The following is a 15,449-nucleotide window of genomic DNA, read 5'->3' on the forward strand; positions in this document are numbered from 1 at the left end:
TAAAGGATTCATTTTGTCACAAACAACCACCGCCGATGGTCAACCCGCTATGCGCTCAGGTCATAGGGAGTTGTGCTCAGGGCTTTGGTTACAAGAGCCGCCCCGTGGCCAGAACACAGACCAGCACCACCATGGCCCAGCCGGTGACAAAAACGAAGGTCCGCAGACCCTGCACTTTTTTGCCGAGCTGCTTGGCGTAGACCACCACATACATCACCTGGCTGATCAAAAAGACCACCATGCTCCAATTGGCGACCCCAGGAGAAATCTCGGCAAAGATACCTGCGGCCAGTGCAATACCGGCGGCGGGCATGATTTCCACCCCGTTTTGATGCGACCGGTTGAGCCGATAGACCGGGTTGCCGTAATCAGCCAGGGGCTCACTGCCCGGTGGCAGCTTCGCCTCGGCCTTGGCCGCACCAACCAGGGCCGATTGGAACAGAACCAACAAGACAAAGAGCAAAAGGGCGATCAGGGCGACGGAATAGTCTGACGCAACAGCAGTCATAAGGCACCTCACAGGTCGGAACAGGGAACAAAACTCTATCACCGTGGCCTCACCACGCCCGGTGCTGTCAACGACTTTGCGGTGATTTGATGGAAGGCCAGATGGGCATTCCCCGTCCTCACAGACCGTCCGCAACTATCTGCCCTGCCCGCGCCAGGCCACAAAAAAGGCGCCCCCGGTTTCCCGCAGGCGCCTTCATTTAGGTCACTCGAAAAGGGCTTAGTCGCGCTCTTCGATGATCTCCACCATGTGAGAGATCTTGCGAACCATGCCACGAACCGAAGGGGTATCTTCGAGTTCACGGGTTTTGTGCATCTTGTTCAGACCCAGACCGATCAGCGTCGCGCGCTGGTCGGCGGGGCGGCGGATCGGGGAACCGATCTGCTTAACAACGATTGTTTTAGCCATCTGTCCGTTTCCTTACGCTTCAGCTGCTTCAGCAGCAGGTGCTTCGTCCCGCTTGGGCAGGATGTCGGCAACCTTTTTACCACGACGCTGAGCAACCGAACGGGGGCTCTGCTCTTTTGTCAGGCCATCGATGGTTGCGCGGATCATGTTGTAGGGGTTCTGCGAGCCGATCGACTTCGAGACAACGTCTTTGACGCCGAGCATCTCGAAAACTGCACGCATAGGACCACCAGCAATAATACCGGTACCTTCAGGAGCGGTCCGCATCACAACCTTGCCGGCGCCGTGGCGACCGTTCATGTCGTGGTGCAGGGTGCGACCCTCTTTCAGAGGTACACGAACCATCTGACGCTTGGCCTGTTCAGTGGCCTTGCGGATAGCCTCAGGTACTTCTTTGGCTTTACCTTTGCCAAAGCCGACACGGCCCTTTTGGTCACCAACAACAACCAGTGCTGCAAAACCAAAGCGCTTACCGCCTTTTACAGTTTTGGATACACGGTTGATCGCAACCAAACGATCCGCAAATTCAGGTGTCTCATCGCGGTCGCGACGGTTGCCCCGGCGGTTTTCACGTTCTGCCATAAAGCATTCCTTTGTGTGTGGCGACTGGCGCCATTTGTTCCAATCCTGGTGAGGCACGCCCGAAAACGTGCCCCCCGGATCATCGGGGCGGCGAAAACGCCGCCCGCAGGTCTTTAGATCTTGAGGCCGCCTTCACGCGCAGCGTCGGCCAGAGCCTTCACCTTGCCGTGGAACAGGAAGCCGCCACGATCGAAATACGCCTCGGAGACGCCAGCAGCCTTGGCACGCTCGGCGATAACCGAACCCACTTTGGTTGCTGCTTCGATGTTGTTCTTGCCTACAAAGCCAAGATCTTTTTCCAGGGTCGATGCGGATGCCAGTGTCTTGCCTGCCAGATCGTCGATCAGCTGAACCGAGAGGTTCTTGTTCGAACGGTGGACGGAAAGACGCAGACGGCCAGCGTTGACCTTGCGAAGTTTGTTCCGGACGCGCAGGCGACGCTTCAGAAACAGGGTACGTTTGCTGTTTGCCATTGTGCTGGTCCTTACTTCTTCTTGCCTTCTTTGCGGAAGACGAACTCACCTTTGTAGCGGATGCCTTTGCCCTTGTAGGGCTCGGGACGGCGCCAATCACGGATCTTCGCCGCGACTTCGCCCACCTGCTGCTGGTCGTTCCCTTCCACAACGATTTCTGTCTGCTTCGGCGCGGTGATGGTGACACCTTCCGGAGCGACAAACTCGACATCGTGGCTGTAACCGAGGTTCAGCTTCAGGGTATTCCCCTGCATCTGAGCCCGGTAACCCACACCCTGGATCTCCAGCTCTTTCTTAAAGCCGGTGGTCACGCCGGCGACCAAATTGGCCACCATGGTGCGGGACATGCCCCACTGCTGACGGGCGCGCTTGGACATGCCGCGAGGCGTGACTTTTACAGCGTTGTCTTCAACAGTAAGTGTGACATCGTCGGTTGCAGTGAAGCTGCGGGTCCCTTTGGGACCTTTGACTTCGATGCTTTGGCCGGAAACTGCTGCGGTAACACCGCTGGGCAGTTCGACTGCTTTTTTACCAATACGGGACATCGATGAGGCCTCCTTAGAAGACGGTGCAGAGCACTTCGCCGCCAACATTGGCTGCGCGTGCTTTTGCGTCCGACATCACACCCATGGGGGTGGAGACAATCGACACACCCAGGCCCTGACGGACCGACGGGATGTCATTGACGCCCATGTAAACGCGACGGCCAGGCTTGGAAACCCGCTTCACTTCGCGAATGACAGGATCGCCATCGTAGTACTTGAGACTGATTTCCAGCGCCGGATGGCCGCGTTCATCAGTGGATTTCTCGTAGCCGCGGATGTAACCCTCGTCTGCCAGCACGTCCAGAACCCAAGCCCGCAGCTTTGACGCTGGGGAGCTTACGGTGGATTTGCCACGCATTTGCGAGTTACGGATACGGGTGAGCATATCGCCGATAGGATCGTTCATATCTGTCTCTCCCTTACCAGCTCGATTTCACCATACCGGGGATCTGGCCATTCGAGCCCAGTTCCCGCAGCGCGATCCGGCTGACCTTCAGCTTACGGTAGTAAGCGTGAGGACGACCAGTCAGCTGGCAACGATTGTGAAGACGAGTTGCCGAAGAATTCCGCGGCAGTTTGGCCAATGTCAGGCGCGCTTTGAAACGCTCTTCCATCGACTTGGATTCGTCATTCGCGATTTCTTTCAGCTCGGCGCGTTTTGCGGCATATTTTGCCACCAGACGCTCGCGCTTTTTCTCGCGTTCGATCATGCTTTTCTTAGCCATGTCTCTACTATCCTTCCCGCGCTCAGCTATTGAAGGGCATGTTGAAAGCTTTCAACAGTGCCTTCGCTTCGGCGTCGGTTTTCGCGGTTGTGGCAATCACGATATCCATGCCCCAGTTTTCGTCGATTTTATCAAAATCGATTTCTGGAAACACGAGATGCTCTTTCAGACCCATGGCGTAGTTGCCACGGCCATCAAAAGACGTGCCCGATACGCCGCGGAAGTCACGGATACGGGGCATCGCGATGGTGATCAGACGGTCGAGGAATTCGAACATCCGGTCGCCGCGCAAAGTCACTTTTGCACCCATTGGCATGCCTTCACGAACACGGAAGCCAGCAATGGAATTCTTTGCAATAGTGGTCAGAGCTTTCTGGCCAGCGATGGTGGAAAGATCGGCTTGAGCGGATTTGGCTTTTTTGCTGTCACGAACAGCAGCCCGGCCGCAGCCGATGTTCAGAACGATTTTTTCCAGCTTGGGCAGCTGCATGTCGTTCTTGTAGCCGAACTCTTCTTTCAGGGAACCACAGATGGTTTCCTTGTAGAGAGTTTTCAGACGTGGAGTGTAGGTTGCGTTATCAAGCATCAGACAGTCTCCCCAGTCGTTTTGGCGAAGCGCACTTTCTTGCCGTCTTCCTCACGGAAGCCAACGCGGGTTGCTTTGCCATTGGAGTCGAGCAGAGCCAGGTTCGACAGATCGACCGGCAGTGCCTTGGGCAGACGTCCGCCCTGTTCGTTCTGCGACTGACGGGTGTGGCGGATCGCCATGTTCAGCCCATCAACGATCGCTTTGCCGGCCTGGGGGTCAACGGAGGCAATGGTGCCTTCTTTGCCCTTGTCCTTGCCTGCAAGCATGACAACCTTGTCGCCTTTGCGGAGTTTAGCAGCCATTGTTACAGCACCTCCGGAGCAAGCGAGATGATTTTCATGAAGTTCTTGGCGCGCAGCTCACGAACAACTGGTCCAAAGATACGTGTACCTACGGGCTCGTTGTTGGTGTTCAGGATGACGGCAGCATTGCGATCAAAACGGATCGCAGTACCGTCGGCACGACGGACTTCTTTGGCGGTGCGAACGACGACGGCCTTACGGACATCACCTTTCTTAACGCGACCGCGGGGGATGGCTTCCTTAACCGAGACGACAATGATGTCGCCGACGGATGCGTATTTACGCTTGGAACCACCCAGAACCTTGATGCACTGAACTCGGCGAGCGCCGGAGTTGTCAGCAACATCCAGGTTTGTTTGCATCTGGATCATGTGGTTTCTCCCGACCTATGGGGCAGCGATGCGTGCTGTAATCCCCCAGGGTTTCGACAAACTGGTCAGTTTGCCGCTTATGGGACCTTTCGGCCTCTTAAGCGGTCAGAACTTCCCAGCGTTTCGTTTTCGATTTCGGCGCGCATTCGATGATGCGGACTTGGTCGCCGACCTTGAAAGCGTTCTGTTCATCGTGCGCCCGATACTTCTTGGACTTACGAATGGTCTTTTTCAGAACAGGGTGCGTGAAGCGGCGTTCAACCGAAACTGTTACGGTCTGGGCGTTGGCGTCGCTGGTCACGGTGCCTGTGAGAATACGTTTGGGCATCTGTCAGGCTCCTTATTCTGCAGCTGCGGCTGCAGCTTTTTCGTTCAGGATGGTTTTCACGCGGGCAGCATTGCGGCGAGCCGCTTTGATGCCTGCAGTGTTTTCCAGCTGACCGGTAGCTTGTTGAAAACGGAGATTGAAGCTCTCTTTTTTCATGTTGGCAAGCACATCGCGGAGTTCATCCACGGTCTTGTCACGCAGATCATTGGCGTTCATCGCCTTTGTTCCTTGTCCAAAGCACCAGAAGGCCCCGTGAGGGTCACCTTGTTATCTGGTGGGTTATGTAAAACCCGCACTCGAAGAAGTGCAGAAAAGAATCACAGAGGCCAAATCCAAGGCGGATTTAGCACAAGCGATGTGCTCCTATAAGGGAGATAGGGGGTGGGGGCAAGGGAAAGGTTTGGCGCCCCCGCATCTTGCCACTCGCTGCACCTTCAAACTCCGAAAACGGTTAGTCGCAGTCATACCAAACAGTAACGGAAGCGACCTGCACTCCATTAGCCAGTGTAGAACTGCTCGCCTCTGGCGCCCGCTGTATCTTGGCTTCAGGATGCCCGATACGCGCGCAATACCCGGCAACACGTCGATCAACAGTAGACTGGCGAACCTGCCCAGGGAAGTAGATAACCTCCAGACTTGAGGACACTGGAAAAGCCAGATGCAGGCCCTTTCGGTCCGAAGGGTTTGGGAACACCTTAGCCATCAGAACCTGGCGGCGATCATGGGCTGCTTGTGGATCGGGATTGCAGGCGGAAACAAGCGCAGCAGCCGCAGCGAGCGCGATTAGCTTATACTTCATCGTAGTATTCCATTTTCGTTTTCAAACACAGTACTTACTGGAGTTCCTAGCCACGCAACCCCTAATTGACAACCTTTTACAGGCGCTCGCCCTTTCAACCCCTCAATCAGGCCAAAACAACCAAGCAGCGCAGCGCAACGTAAAGTTCGATTGATCACGCGTCTTTACGCGCCCTCTCAGCACGGCGCTCCTGCCTTTTTCTGCTGTAGATATTCAGTCCCGCCAAAACGCAAGCAACAAAAAACACCCCCGTAAATATCGGCTCTGAAATGCTTCGGCTCAGGCCCAGCTCAAGTTCCAGAACAGCCAAAATCGCAACGACAGGAAGACACACAACCAATGCGCTCAACTGAACAATCATACCCCACTTAAAGAACCACACCAGAAGTCCAAAATAGTTCATCATAGCGTAGGAAATTAGCACCAAGGCCCCGAGGCACCCCAAGACAAGGGGCACGAGAAGAAGAAGCTCCATACCCTGTGTCTCCTCTAGGTGAAGGGGCATTCACAGTCAGGCCAAATGCTGACAGCCTACTCCCAGCGATAATTGAAGCTGACGGAAATACGCTCATCCTCGGCCATGTTCATCGGCACCTCATGGCGCAGCCAGCTTTCCCACAAGAGCACATCCCCCACGGCAGGCTTCATGTAGATAAAGGGCTGCAGCTCGCGCCGCGCCTCTTTGGTGCGGGTTGGGGCGGCCATCATCCGGCCAGAACGCGGATCTTCCAGTTTCAGCGCCGAAGCCCCTTCGGGCATCGCCACATAGGTGGTGCCGGAGATGACTGAGTGGGGATGCAGATGAGAGGAATGCATGCCGCCTTCGGGCAGGATATTGATCCAGAGATCCTCGAGCACCAGCTTGCGGCCATCGAGATCAAACTCCAGATCCTTGGCAAAATTGGCCACATGTTCGTCCAGCGATTTCACTAGATCGGCGAAGACCGGAAAGCGCCAGGGCAGGTCCGTCAGCGAGGCATAGGAGGTATAGCCGGGATAGCCGTTCTCCTCGCACCAGTCCTGTCCGGCCTCGTCATCTTCGGCGATGACAATGCAAGAGGTTTCCATTTCCTGCGCATCAATTGCCGGTCCACATTCGGACAGGGCAGCGCGGTACAAGCGGGTCACAAAGAGGGATTCGATCTGGGCCATGGCATCACCTTTACCGCAGCGCGGCGGCAGAACCAATCCGGCTTCGCCCAGGAAGTTGCACCGCAAGGGGCCTCCACCTAGGATTACGGAATGACAGAAGCAAGCACCCCAATTTACCGCCCTCCGTTCAGCTACCCAAGGGAGGATGAAACAGCCTATCTGGATCATTTCGCTGGCAGGTTTTCCTCTGTCTTTATCGCTTTGAATCCATTCCTCAGGCTCCCCGGTCACCCACCATTCAAAAATGGTGATCCGGTGCCAGACAGTGCCATTCAGGACGCGCTGAAATTGGGGCCCTCCTGTGGCGTCAGTTGGCAAGAGATTGCGAAGCTCTGCGGCTTTGCCTCAATCCATCAGGTCAACCGCGCCCTGGGGCTGACCGGCTCAAAGCGTTTATCCACCAGATATGCCAGCCAGTATGAAACAGACCACATGCTAGGGATCTGCGCTGCTCAGAGTATCTATCCACCGGATGAAGGCTGCTCTTCTCCCCTTTTGGAACTTGCCATGGGGGCCTTTGCACAGTCTGCAGGTCACGACAGCCTGATCAGTGCAGGCCATTTTGGCTCTTTTCGAGAGGAATTACAGGTCGCGACCCTCTTGGACAGACAATCTGAGCACGGATGTGTAGAGCTCTGGGCGGAGGACAAATCGCTCTATTGCGCGATCTACATTGATTATCATTACTTTCTGATCTGCCAGAGCGATGAGAGCCTGAAACAGGCCAAGCCGCACGACTATTTCGAAGGCTTCTACGCCGATGCCCGCACCAATGATTTTTGGGGCATTGGCGATTTCTCAGGAAATGAACTGGCCAAGGACAGCTGACCATCCCACCAAAAAAGAAAACCCCCGCCGATTGCTCAGCGGGGGCTTTTGATTTTTCCGATAACCGGGCTTACCAGTCTTCGCGGACCACCACGCGGGTTTTCACCGGCAGTTTCATCGCAGCAAGGCGCAGGGCCTCACGGGCGATGTCGTCATTGACGCCGTCGATTTCGAACATCACGCGGCCAGGTTTGACCTTGCAGGCCCAATAATCCACGGAACCTTTACCCTTACCCATACGAACTTCGACGGGCTTGGAGGTCACTGGAGTATCTGGGAAGATACGGATCCAGACACGACCCTGACGTTTCATGTGACGGGTCATGGCACGACGGGCAGCTTCGATCTGACGCGCGGTGACGCGCTCAGGTGTGGTTGCCTTGAGGCCGTAGGTGCCAAAGTTCAGATCAGAGCCGCCTTTGGCTTCGCCCTTGATCCGGCCTTTGTGCATCTTGCGGAATTTTGTACGCTTTGGTTGAAGCATCTATTCTCTCCTTAGCGACGACCGCCACCAGCACCACGAGGTGCAGGGCCGTCCTGGAGTTCCTGTGCTTTACGGTCACGCGCCTGAGGATCGTGTTCCATGATCTCGCCTTTGAAGATCCAGGTTTTGATCCCGATGATACCGTAAGGTGTCATGGCTTCGTTGTGAGCGTAATCGATGTCGGCGCGCAGAGTGTGCAGAGGCACACGACCTTCGCGGTACCATTCGGTACGGGCGATTTCAGCACCACCCAGACGGCCAGCAACGTTCACCCGGATACCCAGGGCGCCCATGCGCATGGCAGACTGTACGGCACGCTTCATCGCGCGACGGAAGGATACACGACGTTCCAGCTGCTGGGCAATGCCCTCACCAACCAGCTGCGCGTCCAGCTCGGGCTTGCGAACTTCAACGATATTGAGGTGCAATTCCGAGTCTGTCATCGAGGCCAGCTTCTTGCGAAGCACTTCGATGTCAGCGCCTTTTTTGCCGATGATCACGCCAGGACGTGCAGTGTGGATTGTCACACGGCATTTCTTGTGCGGGCGTTCGATGATCACACGGGCGATGCCGGCCTGCTTGCACTCATCCTTGATGAAATCGCGCAGCTTGATGTCTTCCAGCAGCAGATCACCAAAATCTTTGGTGTCGGCGTACCAGCGGCTGTCCCAGGTGCGGTTGATCTGCAGGCGCATGCCAACCGGATTGACTTTATGTCCCATTAGGCTTGCTCCTCAACTTGACGCACCTTGATGGTGATCTCAGCGAACGGTTTCAAGATCTTGCCGAAACGACCACGCGCCCGTGGACGGCCACGCTTGAGGGTCATGTTCTTACCGACCCAGGCTTCGGCAACGATCAGCTCGTCGACGTCCAGGTTGTGGTTGTTTTCAGCATTGGCAATCGCGGACTGAAGGCATTTCTTCACGTCCTGCGCGACACGCTTGTTGGAGAAAGTCAGGTCGGTCAGAGCCTTGTCAACTTTCTTGCCGCGGATCATTTGCGCAACCAGGTTCAGCTTTTGCGGGGAGGTACGCAGCATGCGAGTTTTCGCCATTGCTTCGTTGTCAGCCACGCGGCGGGGGTTTTGTGCCTTGCCCATGACTTACTTCCGCTTCGCTTTTTTGTCTGCGGCGTGGCCATAATAGGTACGAGTTGGCGAATACTCACCAAACTTCTGACCAATCATGTCTTCCGAGACGTTGACAGGAATGTGTTTGTGACCGTTGTACACACCAAATGTCAGACCCACGAACTGGGGCAGAATGGTGGAACGACGAGACCAAATCTTGATGACATCATTGCGGCCCGACTCGCGCGCAGCTTCGGCTTTCTTAAGCACGTAGCTGTCGACAAAGGGACCTTTCCATACAGAGCGAGACATAAATTAACGCCCCTTCTTCTTGGCGTGACGCGAGCGGATGATCAGCTTTTGCGACGCTTTGTTTTTGTTACGGGTGCGCTTACCTTTGGTCGGCTTACCCCATGGGGTTACCGGGTGACGACCACCAGAGGTACGACCTTCACCACCACCATGTGGGTGATCGATCGGGTTCATAACAACACCACGAACCGAAGGACGCTTGCCCTTGTGACGCATACGGCCAGCTTTACCGTAGTTCTGGTTCGAGTTGTCTGGGTTCGACACGGCACCAACGGTGGCCATGCATTCCTGACGTACCATGCGCAGCTCGCCCGAGGACAGGCGGATCTGAGCGTAGCCACCATCGCGACCAACAAACTGAGCGTATGTGCCAGCTGCACGGGCGATCTGGCCGCCTTTGCCTGGCTTCATCTCGATGTTGTGGATGATGGTACCGATTGGCATGCCCGAGAAAGGCATTGCGTTACCGGGTTTGATGTCAGCTTTTGCCGAGGCAATAACCTTGTCACCAACCGCCAGACGCTGAGGGGCCAGGATATAGGCCTGCTCGCCATCTTCGTATTTGATCAGCGCGATGAATGCGGTCCGGTTCGGGTCATACTCGATCCGTTCAACGGTTGCCGCAACATCAAATTTGTTCCGTTTGAAGTCAACGATCCGGTAGAGACGCTTTGCGCCACCGCCGCGGCGGCGTGAAGTGATCCGTCCGGTGTTGTTCCGGCCGCCCGATTTGGTCAAACCCTCAGTGAGAGATTTAACCGGACGCCCTTTCCAAAGCTCCGAACGGTCGATCAGAACCAGCCCACGCTGGCCCGGCGTCGTCGGCTTATACGACTTAAGTGCCATGCTTTCTGTCTTCCGTTTAGCGTGCGGATCCTTAGGTTGTTGTCTTTGGACCCGCTATGTGTAAGCCCCCCGTCCGCCTGTCCCATCGGGACAATGACTACTAAGGTGGCCAGTCTTTAGGGCCCCGAAGGTCCCCAGCTCATGTGTTTCCCACAAAGATAACGGCCCCAGAACGAATCTGAGGCCAGTAGGATTGGGCGGATGTAGCAGGGTTGGGTGTGGGTGGCAATGGGGAAGCCGCCACAACGGCGCGCTTTCTCGATAACGCATATGCTCACCAGCGTTCCCGGTGCCGGAGCCCTTTTCGATTCAGATGTGCTTGGACCGTGGCCAGAAACTTTTATACACCGATCAGGTCGGGATACAGGGGAACATGTAGATCAACGGTTTTTCATCCAGTTCAAACCGAATGGGCTTTAGCGGAATGGTTCTACCACCAAGACGCACCGCATTAGGCGAAAAAACGATGCGGACATTTTCGCCAAGACCGGAAGGTGACGGAAAAGCAACCTCAAAGGAAGTATAATTGGCCTTCTCAGCACCACTCCCCCATGTATGTGTTTTGGTGTCTTTCAGTCGGCCTCGAAGAACACGCCCCCCTTCTTGGAGTGTGATGCCGGAAGCATTCACCGCTGCCCTCTCAAACCTGGTGCCCTCAAACCGTTCTGTCACCCCGACCCTCAAGGTGGCCCGAGGAGACACGCCCTCAAAGTCCTGCGTATACAGATAACTGCTGACTTCGACGTTCCCAACCCTGTGTAAGCCTTTCTGCGAAGTCGCATTAAAGGAGCACCCATCCCCTTCACCGCGCGCGATGGCCGTGTCTGCCTTGTTCGGTACATAGCCCCGTCGCGCGATTGGAATCGGCACACAGGCAGACAGCGACATGCCAAGCACCAAGCAAGCAAGCCATACCTGTCTAGCGGTCAATGAAAGCCGTTTGCGTCGCATCTTACCCATCGCGGTCTCCTAGCTTGTTTGCAAGACCCGCATGTAAGGGAAAAGAAGAATGGCTTGATATCGCCTTTGCCCGTAACGCAACTCATGTGCCCCAAGCATGCCAGACCCAAACTGCTCCCCACAGAGTGCAATACCATACCCTCCCCAGTCATCCTTTCCGGGTCACAGCTGATTTGGCCGGGCGGCATATCCTCCTAGCCGCCTTCACTCAAACCGGAACCCAAACAAGAAAAGGCCCCCGCTTGCGCGAGGGCCTTTCTAACTTTCAAAAGAACCTAAGTCTCAGAGTCCGGTGGACACGTCGATTGTGTTGCCCTCTTCGAGCGTCACATAGGCCTTTTTCACGTCTTTGCGACGGCCAATCTGGCCGCGGAACCGCTTTTGCTTACCCTTGGTGATGGTGGTGTTGACCGCCTTCACTTTCACACCAAAGAGGCTTTCAACAGCTTCTTTGATCTGGGGTTTGTTGCTGTCGATCGCAACTTCAAAAACAACCGCACCGTTTTCGGATGCCATGGTGGTTTTCTCGGTGATGATCGGCTTGCGGATCACATCGTAGTGTTCTGCTTTAGCGTTCATTTCAAACGAGCCTCCAGTGCTTCGAGACCAGCCTTGGTGATAACCAGGGTGTCACGCTTCAGGATGTCGTAAACGTTCGCACCCATTGTTGGCAGGATATCCAGACCTTCAATGTTGCGCGAGGCTTTCAGGAAGCCTTCGTTTACTTCGGCACCGTCGATGACCAGCGCGCGCTTCCAGCCCAGGTTTGCAACCTGTTTGGCCAGAGCACCGGTTTTGCCTTCGGCAGCAGCGTCAGAGATCACCACCAGTTCGCCGGCTTTTGCCTTTGCGGAGAGTGCGTGACGCAGACCCAGCTTGCGGAACTTTTTGGTCAGCTCGTGGCCGTGCGAACGCACAACGGGGCCTTTGTAGATACCACCACCGCGGAAGATCGGAGCAGAACGTGCGCCGTGGCGTGCGCCGCCGGTGCCTTTCTGACGATAGATCTTCTTGGTCGAGTATTTGACTTCCGAACGGGTCTTTACCTTGTGGGTACCGGCCTGTGCGTTGTTACGCTGCCAGCGGACCACACGGTGCAGAATGTCTGCACGTGGCTCCAGACCAAAGAGGTCAGCGTTCAGCTCGATGTCGCCAGCTTTGCTGCCGTCGAGATTCATCACATCAAGTTTCATGCTTCACCACCTTCCGCAGGGGCTTCGCTCGCAGCGGCTTTGATACCAGCTGGGAAGGGAAGACCTTCAGGAGCTTTCTTCTTCACGGCATCCTTGACGGTGACCCAGCCAGACTTTGGACCAGGTACGGCGCCTTTGATGAAGACCAGACCACGGTCGGCGTCAGTTTTGACGACTTCCAGGTTCTGAGTGGTTACGCGGGCAGCACCCATGTGACCAGCCATCTTCTTGCCTTTGAAAACCTTACCGGGATCCTGACACTGGCCGGTGGAACCGTGCGAACGGTGCGAAATCGAAACACCGTGTGTCGCGCGCAGACCACCAAAGTTCCAGCGCTTCATCGCACCGGCAAAACCCTTACCGATCGATGTGCCGGTCACGTCAACTTTTTGACCTTCCAGGAAGTGCTCGGCCGAGATTTCGGCACCAACTTCGATGAGAGCATCAGCAGGCACGCGGAATTCCACGAGCTTACGCTTGGGCTCTACCTTGGAGGCCGCGAAGTGACCACGCATCGCCTTGGAGACGCGCTTAACCTTTGCGGAACCCGCACCGAGCTGAACAGCTGTGTAGCCGTCTTTGTCATCGGTACGCTGAGACACAACCTGCAGCCCGTCCAGGTGAAGAACGGTCACAGGGATCTGCTGACCATCTTCCATGAACAAACGTGTCATGCCGACTTTTTTTGCAATAATACCAGAGCGCATTATTTATACCCTCCGTTCTTAAGATTGCAGTTTGATCTCGACGTCCACACCAGCGGCGAGGTCGAGCTTCATCAGCGCGTCCACGGTCTGGGGGGTCGGATCAACGATGTCGAGCAGACGCTTGTGCGTACGGATCTCGAACTGGTCACGAGATTTCTTGTCAACGTGGGGACCACGAAGAACGGTGAATTTCTCGATCTTGTTTGGCAGTGGGATCGGGCCGCGAACAGTCGCGCCGGTCCGCTTGGCAGTGTTGACGATCTCTTGTGTGCTGGCGTCCAGTACACGATAGTCAAATGCCTTGAGCCGAATACGGATATTTTGGCTTTGCATTAGTCAGCCTTTATCTAGGCGTGAAGGTTGAGAGGAGGGGCAGCGACCACCGCTTACCCTCATCGAACCCAAAAGGCGGGAATCACCCCGCCTTCATTCGCACGTAGCGAACTAGCGCCCTATACGCCTGATAGACCAAGCTGGCAAGACGTTTCGCGCGCGAAACAGTTACCTGAGGAGGGCTCGTGAAAAGCGCAGCCCATTGCGCCCGCGCATCAGCACTCAATCGGCAACGATCTTGATCACACTGGGTCGGCCTATCTGCAGAGCTTTACTGACAAAAAACACTTCCACCGACATCTCGATGGGAATCTGATCAGAAGGATGGCCGTCGAGCCAAGGCAGCTGCAATTCAAACCCGCGCCGACGTACCTCCCCAACAAGAGGGCGGTCCGGAAATATCCCGAGCTCATTTTGGCCTTCGATCACGCGGAAATAAACGCCAAGATCTGTGATCTTGTACTGCGCGTTTCCAGGCAATGAAACCAACAACCGCAGCGTACCGGCATCTCCACAAGAGACACCCGGTGCTTCCCTTCCTCTGCGAAGTTCGCGCAGAACGACTTTAGGAGCCGGAATATCCCCCAGATATTCATCTTGGCCATCGAAGGGTTGCCAGCCCTCCACATCTGGTAGAAAGGGCCATGCGCCATCAAATGAACAAGAGCTTGCCGCAGACCCAATCGAAAAAACGGCAGCCAAGGTAACCAAAAATATCTTCATTTTGCGATCCAAATTTATCTCACTCAATACCCAAGGAATGTGCCGGGCAAGACGCCAGGGGCGCAACCTATTGGGGAAGAATTGCGAAATTCGTGCCCCGCTGGACACAGAAGAGGCCGCCTCTGGGGCGGCCTTCTTGTTGATCACCCAGCAAGGCTGAGTGTTATAGGATTTGCCCCAAATCGCTGGGAGCCGACCTCTGTTTTGAAAATCAGAAGGGCTTCACGAAACCAAAGCGCAGACCCACGGATGCGTAGTCGCTGTCAAAACCTCCGGGCTGACTGGTCGAGCCAAAATCGTCATAGATCACTTCAGCAAAAATCTTGCCAAGTTTTTCGATATCACGAGCAGCGCCTATAGCCACTGTAGCCCCTTGAATCGAACCACTGTCTTGAGTGTTGGTGTTTGTCGCAAAGTCCCCAAAGGCCGCGCCGTACCCCAGCTTACCGTAGAGATCGAAGCCATCAAACTCCTTGCCGATAACCCCGTAAACCCGGAGCGCTGCTGTCTGTTCGCACATGTAGGGACCATTGGCAGAGGTGGAGCAAGGGGTGCCGCTATTCTCAAAGGCTTTTTGAAAATTGATGGTAGCACTGCCTTCAAAACCCCAGAAGAAGTTTCCGGCGTCATAGGTGCGCCCCAGAATAACTGAGATACCTGGAACCACCGCGTCCGAGGTTCGATTGGCAACGCTTCCTCCGGTTTTTGATTCCGCAGACATTGCTTCAACAGAAAAGCCAAAATAGTTTTCTGCCGAGGCGGCAGAGGCCAGGCAGGCAATAATAAGGGCCAAAGCGCCTGTAGACTTGTTAGACAAGGTATTTTCTCCAAAGTTTGGTTGTGATCAAGCTGAGCAATCAACTCACCTAAAAAATAATGGCAGCTGTTCGCCACAACTTACGTGTGATTAACCCCGCCTTTCCTGCCCTAAAAGGCAAATCTCCATTTGAGACCAGCGCTGTCTAAGTGCTTGTTTTCTCGGCAACAATCGTGAAAGCCCAAGGCAATTGCTTCCGCGCCGAGGAAGAAGAATGAGCCCGCTCTTGGTGCGCTAATGTCCCAGTACCAAATAGGGGCGCTGCCCCTTTTGGGGCTTCGCTCTGCTCTGCCCCAATTCACCCCGGAATATTTGTGCAAAGGTGAATGTCGGGCAGGGTGCCTCGCGGCGAGTTTGGGTGCTTGTTTCCCTGGTCGCCCGCAAGAACTCAG

General features: G+C 55.3%; 28 protein-coding genes. 1 reads left to right on the plus strand and 27 read right to left on the minus strand.

All coding sequences use genetic code 11. From position 1 onward, the window contains the following. Positions 1-88: 88 nt before the first annotated feature. The 15 genes from ABJP42_RS09015 to ABJP42_RS09085 all read right to left on the minus strand — a co-directional run bounded on the left by ABJP42_RS09015 (position 89) and on the right by ABJP42_RS09085 (position 6,782). A complete protein-coding gene (locus ABJP42_RS09015; protein WP_348339992.1) occupies positions 89-508 on the minus strand; it encodes an MAPEG family protein in 420 nt (139 codons plus the stop codon). 219 nt (positions 509-727) lie between these two features. Then, entirely contained in the window at positions 728-916 is a 189-nt protein-coding gene (rpmD, locus tag ABJP42_RS09020) for a 50S ribosomal protein L30 (protein ID WP_054463225.1), read from the minus strand. Between the two features lie 12 nt (positions 917-928). Next, positions 929-1,498 carry a 30S ribosomal protein S5 gene (gene rpsE / locus ABJP42_RS09025; RefSeq protein WP_009810835.1) on the minus strand — a complete coding sequence of 190 codons (570 nt, stop codon included), beginning with the start codon at positions 1,496-1,498 and terminating at the stop codon, positions 929-931. A 113-nt stretch (positions 1,499-1,611) separates the two neighbouring features. Next, a complete protein-coding gene (gene rplR / locus ABJP42_RS09030; protein WP_058335703.1) occupies positions 1,612-1,971 on the minus strand; it encodes a 50S ribosomal protein L18 in 360 nt (119 codons plus the stop codon). A gap of 11 nt (positions 1,972-1,982) precedes the next feature. After that, the gene (rplF, locus tag ABJP42_RS09035; RefSeq protein WP_348339993.1) at positions 1,983-2,516 is read right to left on the minus strand and encodes a 50S ribosomal protein L6; all 534 of its coding nucleotides are present in this window, start codon (positions 2,514-2,516) and stop codon (positions 1,983-1,985) included. A 13-nt stretch (positions 2,517-2,529) separates the two neighbouring features. Continuing rightward, positions 2,530-2,922 (minus strand): 30S ribosomal protein S8, encoded by a 393-nt coding sequence (rpsH, locus tag ABJP42_RS09040; RefSeq protein WP_348339994.1) that lies wholly within the window; start codon positions 2,920-2,922, stop codon positions 2,530-2,532. A 13-nt stretch (positions 2,923-2,935) separates the two neighbouring features. Then, positions 2,936-3,241 carry a 30S ribosomal protein S14 gene (rpsN, locus tag ABJP42_RS09045; RefSeq protein WP_054463230.1) on the minus strand — a complete coding sequence of 102 codons (306 nt, stop codon included), beginning with the start codon at positions 3,239-3,241 and terminating at the stop codon, positions 2,936-2,938. A 22-nt stretch (positions 3,242-3,263) separates the two neighbouring features. Continuing rightward, positions 3,264-3,827, minus strand: a complete 564-nt coding sequence (gene rplE, locus ABJP42_RS09050; protein WP_348339995.1) for a 50S ribosomal protein L5 — start codon at positions 3,825-3,827, stop codon at positions 3,264-3,266. Beyond that, a complete protein-coding gene (gene rplX, locus ABJP42_RS09055; protein ID WP_348339996.1) occupies positions 3,827-4,132 on the minus strand; it encodes a 50S ribosomal protein L24 in 306 nt (101 codons plus the stop codon). Before rplX ends, rplE begins: the two co-directional genes overlap by 1 nt. 2 nt (positions 4,133-4,134) lie before the next feature. Continuing rightward, positions 4,135-4,503: a 50S ribosomal protein L14 gene (gene rplN / locus ABJP42_RS09060; protein WP_009810828.1), complete on the minus strand. Its 369-nt coding sequence runs from the start codon at positions 4,501-4,503 to the stop codon at positions 4,135-4,137. A 97-nt stretch (positions 4,504-4,600) separates the two neighbouring features. Beyond that, positions 4,601-4,831, minus strand: coding sequence for a 30S ribosomal protein S17 (gene rpsQ / locus ABJP42_RS09065; RefSeq protein WP_009810826.1), 231 nt, complete (start codon positions 4,829-4,831; stop codon positions 4,601-4,603). Between the two features lie 12 nt (positions 4,832-4,843). Beyond that, entirely contained in the window at positions 4,844-5,047 is a 204-nt protein-coding gene (gene rpmC, locus ABJP42_RS09070; protein ID WP_009810825.1) for a 50S ribosomal protein L29, read from the minus strand. A 235-nt stretch (positions 5,048-5,282) separates the two neighbouring features. Then, positions 5,283-5,630, minus strand: a complete 348-nt coding sequence (locus ABJP42_RS09075; RefSeq protein WP_348339997.1) for a hypothetical protein — start codon at positions 5,628-5,630, stop codon at positions 5,283-5,285. A gap of 154 nt (positions 5,631-5,784) precedes the next feature. Then, entirely contained in the window at positions 5,785-6,105 is a 321-nt protein-coding gene (locus ABJP42_RS09080) for a hypothetical protein (protein ID WP_348339998.1), read from the minus strand. Between the two features lie 56 nt (positions 6,106-6,161). After that, positions 6,162-6,782 carry a 2OG-Fe(II) oxygenase family protein gene (locus ABJP42_RS09085; RefSeq protein ID WP_348340006.1) on the minus strand — a complete coding sequence of 207 codons (621 nt, stop codon included), beginning with the start codon at positions 6,780-6,782 and terminating at the stop codon, positions 6,162-6,164. 90 nt (positions 6,783-6,872) lie between these two features. On the opposite strand from ABJP42_RS09085, the gene ABJP42_RS09090 reads away from it, so the two are divergent. After that, positions 6,873-7,610, plus strand: a complete 738-nt coding sequence (locus ABJP42_RS09090) for a DUF2711 family protein (protein WP_348339999.1) — start codon at positions 6,873-6,875, stop codon at positions 7,608-7,610. A 70-nt stretch (positions 7,611-7,680) separates the two neighbouring features. Here the strand turns inward: ABJP42_RS09090 and rplP are convergent, their stop codons facing one another. The 12 genes from rplP to ABJP42_RS09150 form a co-directional block, all read right to left on the minus strand. Continuing rightward, positions 7,681-8,094: a 50S ribosomal protein L16 gene (rplP, locus tag ABJP42_RS09095; RefSeq protein WP_008207541.1), complete on the minus strand. Its 414-nt coding sequence runs from the start codon at positions 8,092-8,094 to the stop codon at positions 7,681-7,683. Between the two features lie 11 nt (positions 8,095-8,105). Then, positions 8,106-8,816 (minus strand): 30S ribosomal protein S3, encoded by a 711-nt coding sequence (gene rpsC, locus ABJP42_RS09100; protein ID WP_348340000.1) that lies wholly within the window; start codon positions 8,814-8,816, stop codon positions 8,106-8,108. Further along, positions 8,816-9,196, minus strand: a complete 381-nt coding sequence (gene rplV / locus ABJP42_RS09105) for a 50S ribosomal protein L22 (RefSeq protein WP_348340001.1) — start codon at positions 9,194-9,196, stop codon at positions 8,816-8,818. Before rplV ends, rpsC begins: the two co-directional genes overlap by 1 nt. A gap of 3 nt (positions 9,197-9,199) precedes the next feature. Then, the gene (gene rpsS, locus ABJP42_RS09110; protein WP_122071995.1) at positions 9,200-9,478 is read right to left on the minus strand and encodes a 30S ribosomal protein S19; all 279 of its coding nucleotides are present in this window, start codon (positions 9,476-9,478) and stop codon (positions 9,200-9,202) included. 3 nt (positions 9,479-9,481) lie between these two features. Then, positions 9,482-10,324, minus strand: a complete 843-nt coding sequence (rplB, locus tag ABJP42_RS09115) for a 50S ribosomal protein L2 (RefSeq protein WP_348340002.1) — start codon at positions 10,322-10,324, stop codon at positions 9,482-9,484. 351 nt (positions 10,325-10,675) lie between these two features. Then, positions 10,676-11,284: a hypothetical protein gene (locus ABJP42_RS09120; RefSeq protein WP_348340003.1), complete on the minus strand. Its 609-nt coding sequence runs from the start codon at positions 11,282-11,284 to the stop codon at positions 10,676-10,678. Between the two features lie 282 nt (positions 11,285-11,566). Further along, complete coding sequence (locus tag ABJP42_RS09125) at positions 11,567-11,863, minus strand: 50S ribosomal protein L23 (RefSeq protein WP_009810816.1); 297 nt, start codon at positions 11,861-11,863, stop codon at positions 11,567-11,569. After that, a complete protein-coding gene (gene rplD, locus ABJP42_RS09130; protein WP_009810815.1) occupies positions 11,860-12,477 on the minus strand; it encodes a 50S ribosomal protein L4 in 618 nt (205 codons plus the stop codon). Before rplD ends, ABJP42_RS09125 begins: the two co-directional genes overlap by 4 nt. After that, on the minus strand, positions 12,474-13,184 hold the full coding sequence (gene rplC / locus ABJP42_RS09135; protein ID WP_122072000.1) for a 50S ribosomal protein L3: 711 nt from the start codon (positions 13,182-13,184) through the stop codon (positions 12,474-12,476). The genes rplD and rplC overlap by 4 nt, the downstream gene beginning before the upstream one ends. Positions 13,185-13,202: 18 nt before the next feature. After that, positions 13,203-13,517, minus strand: a complete 315-nt coding sequence (gene rpsJ, locus ABJP42_RS09140; protein WP_121068457.1) for a 30S ribosomal protein S10 — start codon at positions 13,515-13,517, stop codon at positions 13,203-13,205. A 222-nt stretch (positions 13,518-13,739) separates the two neighbouring features. Beyond that, positions 13,740-14,240 (minus strand): hypothetical protein, encoded by a 501-nt coding sequence (locus tag ABJP42_RS09145; RefSeq protein ID WP_348340004.1) that lies wholly within the window; start codon positions 14,238-14,240, stop codon positions 13,740-13,742. Positions 14,241-14,451: 211 nt separating this feature from the next. Further along, on the minus strand, positions 14,452-14,961 hold the full coding sequence (locus ABJP42_RS09150; RefSeq protein ID WP_490363206.1) for a hypothetical protein: 510 nt from the start codon (positions 14,959-14,961) through the stop codon (positions 14,452-14,454). Between the last annotated feature and the right edge of the window lie 488 nt (positions 14,962-15,449).

The organism is Pseudophaeobacter sp. (genome assembly GCF_039971195.1).
Classification (GTDB): domain Bacteria; phylum Pseudomonadota; class Alphaproteobacteria; order Rhodobacterales; family Rhodobacteraceae; genus Pseudophaeobacter.